The sequence below is a fragment of the Microbacterium sp. genome (assembly GCF_011620665.1).
Lineage (GTDB): Bacteria > Actinomycetota > Actinomycetes > Actinomycetales > Microbacteriaceae > Microbacterium.
Map to the genome: position 1 here is coordinate 48,422 of NZ_WOYQ01000016.1, position 4,024 is coordinate 52,445.

General features: G+C 62.3%; 4 protein-coding genes. 3 read left to right on the forward strand and 1 reads right to left on the reverse strand.

Going from position 1 to position 4,024, the window contains the following annotated elements:
- From QZV81_RS02615 to QZV81_RS02625, 3 genes are all read left to right on the forward strand, one after another.
- The coding region (locus QZV81_RS02615) for a tyrosine-type recombinase/integrase (RefSeq protein WP_292832042.1) at positions 1–509 on the forward strand (509 nt) is incomplete at its 5' end.
- The gene (locus QZV81_RS02620) at positions 499–849 is read left to right on the forward strand and encodes a helix-turn-helix transcriptional regulator (RefSeq protein WP_292832045.1); all 351 of its coding nucleotides are present in this window, start codon (positions 499–501) and stop codon (positions 847–849) included. The genes QZV81_RS02615 and QZV81_RS02620, both read left to right, overlap by 11 nt.
- Positions 850–1,525: 676 nt before the next feature.
- A complete protein-coding gene (locus QZV81_RS02625) occupies positions 1,526–2,323 on the forward strand; it encodes a hypothetical protein (RefSeq protein ID WP_292832048.1) in 798 nt (265 codons plus the stop codon).
- Between the two features lie 439 nt (positions 2,324–2,762).
- Here QZV81_RS02625 and QZV81_RS02630 read toward each other — a convergent pair whose 3' ends face one another.
- Positions 2,763–3,593, reverse strand: coding sequence for a DUF2599 domain-containing protein (locus QZV81_RS02630; RefSeq protein ID WP_292832051.1), 831 nt, complete (start codon positions 3,591–3,593; stop codon positions 2,763–2,765).
- Between the last annotated feature and the right edge of the window lie 431 nt (positions 3,594–4,024).

Consider the following 4,024-nt stretch of genomic DNA (forward strand, 5'->3'; position numbering starts at 1 on the left):
CCGTCGGACTCGACATCCCGGATCTTCGCTCCAACCCGTCAGCACCCATGTTCGGCACGTGCGGGGCGATCTATGTCCGTTGGGGCAAGGGGTCACGCGGCTCGGGCCCTAAGCGGCGCACCGTTCTGGCGCTGCCGGAGTACTCCTGGGCCATCGAAGGGCTTCTGCAGTGGGTCAAGACGGACCGGGCTCACTATCACGCGCCGGCATCGGGACCGGTTTGGCCGACCGAGCGCGACACGCGCGTCCCTCTTCGCTATCTCGATCAGCGGTTTGCGGATATTCGCGATGAGGTGGGCTTGCCGAAGGAGCTGAGCCTGCACGCTTTGCGCCACACGTATGTGACGAATCTGATCGAATGGGGGTACTCCGAGCGGTTCGTCCAGGATCAGGTCGGACACGCCTATGCGTCGACAACCGCAATCTACACTTCGGTAGGCGACGACTTCAAGCGCCGGGTCGTCGCCCAGGCCCTGAGCCGCATATACGGGAGCCCCGATGACCAGTAACTCGGACGACCAAGTCCAGTGGAACCTGCGCGCCCTGATGTCGGTTGCAGGCATGTATCAGACGACCGATCTCCGAGAACCCTTGCGGGAGCAGGGCGTGAACCTCTCCCGGGAACAGGTGTTCCGCCTGGTGACGAAGACGCCGGATCGGTTGAACATGACGGTGCTCGCCGCGCTTTGTCGGATCTTCTCCTGCTCCCCGAACGACCTCATCGAAGTACGCGCCGCAGTGCCCGTGGCGAAGCGCCGCGCGAACGGAGCCGCACCGGCGACCGACGCGATCGCCGAGCTGCGGCCAATCCCGGCGCGCATCCACCGCCCGACCGATGAGAAACAGTGAGTGGTCCGGCACCGCGCTGCACTCGGTGTCATCGCGACGTCATCTCGCGATACCAGTTACTCGGCGGGCAGATCTGCAACCCGTGCTACTCCTGGCTTCGACGCCACCCCGCACCCTGTCCGCACTGCGAGCAGGTTCGCGTGCTCTGTCACCTCGACGGTGAGGGCGCCATCATGTGCTCGACATGCGCCGGCCAACCCGAGCGGTTCGGCTGCCGCACCTGCGGCAGCGAAAATCACTTGCAGGGCACGCACTGCGCACCCTGCAGGCTCAACGCGCGACTACGGGTTCTGCTCGACAACGGCAGCGGAAACATCGCGGAGCCGCTTCAACCGTTGCACGCCTACCTCCTCACGCTGGGTGGCAGCGACGCCGTCTTGAAGTGGATTCGCCGGGAACCCGTCCCCTCGACACTGAGCGAGATGGCCACAGGAGCCGCGCCCATCTCGCACCGGACCATCGACGCACTCGATCCATCCACGAAGGTCCGTTACCTCCGCCGCACGCTCATCAGCGCCGGCGTGCTCCCGGAGATCGACGTCCTCCTGAACGCGACTTGGAGGCCTATGCCGCGCGCCTGCTCGCAAGCCTGCCCGCGACGCATTCCGTGCTGCTGGGGCGTTTCTTTCGCTGGAACCTGGCACCCCTCATACGTCGGATACTCCAGGAGCGGCCGATGACCGGCGGCACCTTCAACGCACGCCGAGCCCAACTGCGGGCCATCGCCGCGTTTCTGCAGTGGCTCGACGACAACGATATGAACATGAACGCCGTCGACCAGCCCGCGATCGATCGCTACGTGTCTGCAAATCGAGTACGGCAGCAGATCGGCCCGTTCGTGACCTGGGCGGTCAAAGAACGTATCGCCCAGAACGTCACCGTGACACGAGTGCAAAAACGATCCGCTGACCCGCACCTCACCGATAGCGAACTCGCGACGACGGCCGAGCGCGTGTTCGCACTGAATTCGCTTCCGCTGCCGACGAGGCTGGTCACGCTGTTTTCTCTGATCTTTGCCCAGCCGGTCGAGGCGAGCATCGCGCTCACCCGGGATCAAATCGACGACTCCCCGGGGCGAATGTCGATCGCTTTCGCCAAGACACCGATTCATCTTCCCGACAGGCTTGCGGAGCTGGTGCGTGAGCAACTCCGCAAGCTCGATTCCCGCCCCGTCTATCACCCGAACGAGGTTGGGTGGCTTTTTCCCGGCACGATGCCGAACCAGCACGTGACCGCCTCAGGCGTCGAGCGGATCGCAGCACAACACGGGTTCAGTCTCCGACGGTTCCGATCGTCGAGACTGCAGCACTTCGCGCAGAGCGTTCCGGCGTCGGTGATCGCCGATGTCGTGGGGATCGCCACGAACACCGCCTACCGGCGTAGCGTCGATGCTGGCGGCGTCTGGCGTGCCTACCCCGATCTGCGTGAGGTCAAGCAGCATCAACGACTCACCCGACCATGTCCGGCGACCTGATTCCTTGGAAGGATCTGGCTTATGGGACGTCCGTGCAAGTACCCCCGCGAGCTTCCTGAGCGCGCTGCCCGTATGGTCGAACCGGCACACCAGCCCGCAATCCACAGTCCATGCGACAGGAGGGCTCACGCCGTGCGGTTGCCGCTCACCGTTTGTCGACGTCGTCGCGCGCCGACAAACAGCAGCGCTAGTCCCGTACCAAGCACGACCAGCCCCAGCAGCATCCCTGCCGTATCCTGGGGAAGCGCAACGCACCCTGCAGCGACGTCATCCTCGGGGCACGATCGCCATGGCTGAAGCGCGAAGACGACGGCCATCACAACACCCACAAGAACCGCCAATGCCCCGCCGAGCATGAACCTGGAAGCGCGGATTCCCGCTTGTGACTGACTCATAGGAATGGTCTCCTTGTCTCAGGTAGAGGCGTCGACGTGGCAGTTCAGTACCTGTCGGCGGTGTTCCAGTTGCACCGATGTATGGCGACACCGTAGCTCCAGACAGCTGTGCGGTTCGGGCGAACGCGCTCCAGATTCCAAACGCCAGCGAAGGCATTACCGAAAGCGTGGCAATCGAACTGCTGTCGCAAGGTCGCCTTGCTCGTGAGTGTCGGGCCGATCGGATACGGCTGGCCCCATCCGACCGCTTCAGACCAGCCAGCCCCCGTCATCACCCAGGGCACCACTCCTCGGCCGTAATTGGTCGGCTGAAGATTGACTCGCTTGTCGCCGTTGTAGGTGTCGATGGTGGCCCATTGGAACAACATCTGTCCTGCATATGGGTCTGCGGTGACTGGGTAGGCGTAGTTCTGCGATGTGTGATCGACAACCTGGACCAGCGTGTCACCGTCGACCTCGAAGTGTGTCGGAACTGCCACGCCGAGGGAGTCGTAGGCCCACGGAGCGGTGACTCCACCCAAATAGTTTCCCTCCGGGTCCTCGATCACGGCCATCCCTTCATGGAGGGAGATGTTCACCGGAGTGCTGGAGGAGAAGTTGTACTCAAACCGCTCCGGTGCCGATGAATCGGCGAGGACGTTGATCAATTGGACCGAACCGTCTTCGTGGGGCAGCGGGACAACGGAGTAGTCTTCCTCCGCCTTGTTGAATACGACTGTGCCGTCAGGTTCCGTGGAAACATCGTCCGACAGGCCGCCCTGAATATACAAAGGCTCATAGATTTCTGAAGTCAGCTCGATAGTCGGTGACGGACCGAGATCAATCGCCACGCGGGTGTTCTCATTGTCAAAGACGAGCGTGTCGTCTGATGACACGGTGAATGTCCCAGCCTCATCAATAGGGCCGGTGTTCGGCTGACTCGCAACCTCCTGAACTGCAGCCAACACCTCGTCCGGGTCAGGTGCCGTGTCTGTGGCAGACGCAGCAGCCGCAGGGATGAGACTGGCAATTAGACAACCAGCACCAGCCGCAGAAATAAGGCGGGATCTCTTCACAGTACGTCTCGTTTCCGACCGGGCCTCCCACGACTATCTGCATGCGCTTCACGACCGCGGTCATCGTCCTCAATATAGGACACCCTTACTCATCTAGTCTGTCGGCATTTTGGGGGACAGACCATCGGGGATGTGGTGTTGGAGGTTCGTCAAGTTTCACGAAGTGCCGATGTACGAGCATTCTCCGACCTCTTCGGTACACCTTGATGACAAGGCTGACTTCCTCGACAAGATCAGGGAGGTCGGGACTG